This is a genomic window from Mycobacterium sp. UM_CSW (assembly GCF_000455205.1).
Taxonomy (GTDB): Bacteria; Actinomycetota; Actinomycetes; order Mycobacteriales; family Mycobacteriaceae; genus Mycobacterium.
The window spans coordinates 1-1286 of record NZ_AUWQ01000152.1 but is presented as its reverse complement, the minus strand read 5'-3'; the positions used below and the strand labels follow the sequence as shown (position 1 = coordinate 1286).

The following is a 1286-nucleotide window of genomic DNA, read 5'->3' as shown; positions in this document are numbered from 1 at the left end:
TTGGCGCGCTCCTCGGCGGTCCGCACCGCCAGCCGGGCCTCCACTTCCACGCCGCGGGCGCTTTCGGCGGCGGCGGCGATCTGCAGGCGGTTCGCGGGCTCGGCCGCCTGCACGTGCTGGGTCTCCTGGGCGTTGCGCAGCCGGGTTTCCAGCTCGGTGACCTCTTCGACGGTCTGCGCGCGCCCCGCCTCGGCCTCCTGGCGCTGGCGCAGCAGCCGGTTCCACTCCTCCTCGGCGGCGCGCGCTTCCTGCCCGAGCCGGCCCAGCTGCTCGTACATCGCCGAGATCGCGGTGTCGGATTCGTTGAGCGCGGCCAGCGCCTGCTCGGCGGAATCCTGCCGCGCGATCTGCTCGGTCAGCGCACCGGACAGGGCGGCGCTGAGCTGGGCCACCTGGGCTTCCGCGGCAGTCAGCTCGGCGGCGGCCTTGTCGATCTCCGAGGTGAGCTCCAGGGTGGACAGCTTGCGGTCGGAGCCGCCGCTCACCCAGCCCGCGCCCACCAGGTCACCGTCGAGCGTGACGGCGCGCAGCTGCGGGCGCGCCGCAACCAGGTCCAGCGCGTCGCCGAGGTCGTTGACCACCGCGACGCCGGAAAGCATGGCCGTCATCGCCCCGCGCAGCCGTTGCGGCGCCTCGACCAGGTCGAGCGCCCAAAGGGCGCCGCCGGGCAGCGCGCCCGCGGGCGGGGGCTGATCGGCCGGCCAGTCGCCCAACACCAGGGCCGCGCGGCCGCCGTCGGCCTGCTTGAGGGCGGCGACGGCGGAACGCGCCGCGCCGAAGCTCTCGGCGGCCAGCGCGTCGGCCGCCGAACCGAGCACCGCGGCCAGCGCCGTCTCGTAGCCGGGCCGCACCTTGACCAGCTTGGCGATCGGGCCGAAAAGCCCTGTGCCGGCGTGGTTTTGCGCGAGCCACGCCGCGCCGTCCTTGCGCTCCAGCCCGACCGAGAGCGCGTCGATGCGGGCGCGCAGCGACGCCACTTCCCGTTCGGCGCCGCGCTCGGCGGCCTGCAGCTCGGCGACGCGCTCGTCGGCCAGCCGCAACGCGGCCACCGTCCGCTCGTGGTGCTCGTCGAGGCCCACCTCGCCCTGGTCCAGCTCGCCGACGCGCGCCTGCACGGTCTCGAACTCCGCGCGGGTCTGCTGGGCGCGGGTGGCGGCCTCTTCGATGCGCTCGGAGAGCTTCGCCACGCTGTCGTCGATCGACTCGACGCGGGCCCGCATGGTCTCCACCTGCCCGGCCAACCGCGCCAGGCCCTCGCGCCGGTCGGCCTCGGCGCGCACCGCCGC

Annotated in this window: 1 pseudogene; it reads right to left on the bottom strand. The window is 75.9% G+C overall.

Features of this window, described 5'->3' with window-relative positions:
- Positions 1-1286, bottom strand: a pseudogene (locus N415_RS29930) (chromosome segregation protein SMC); the annotation flags it as partial.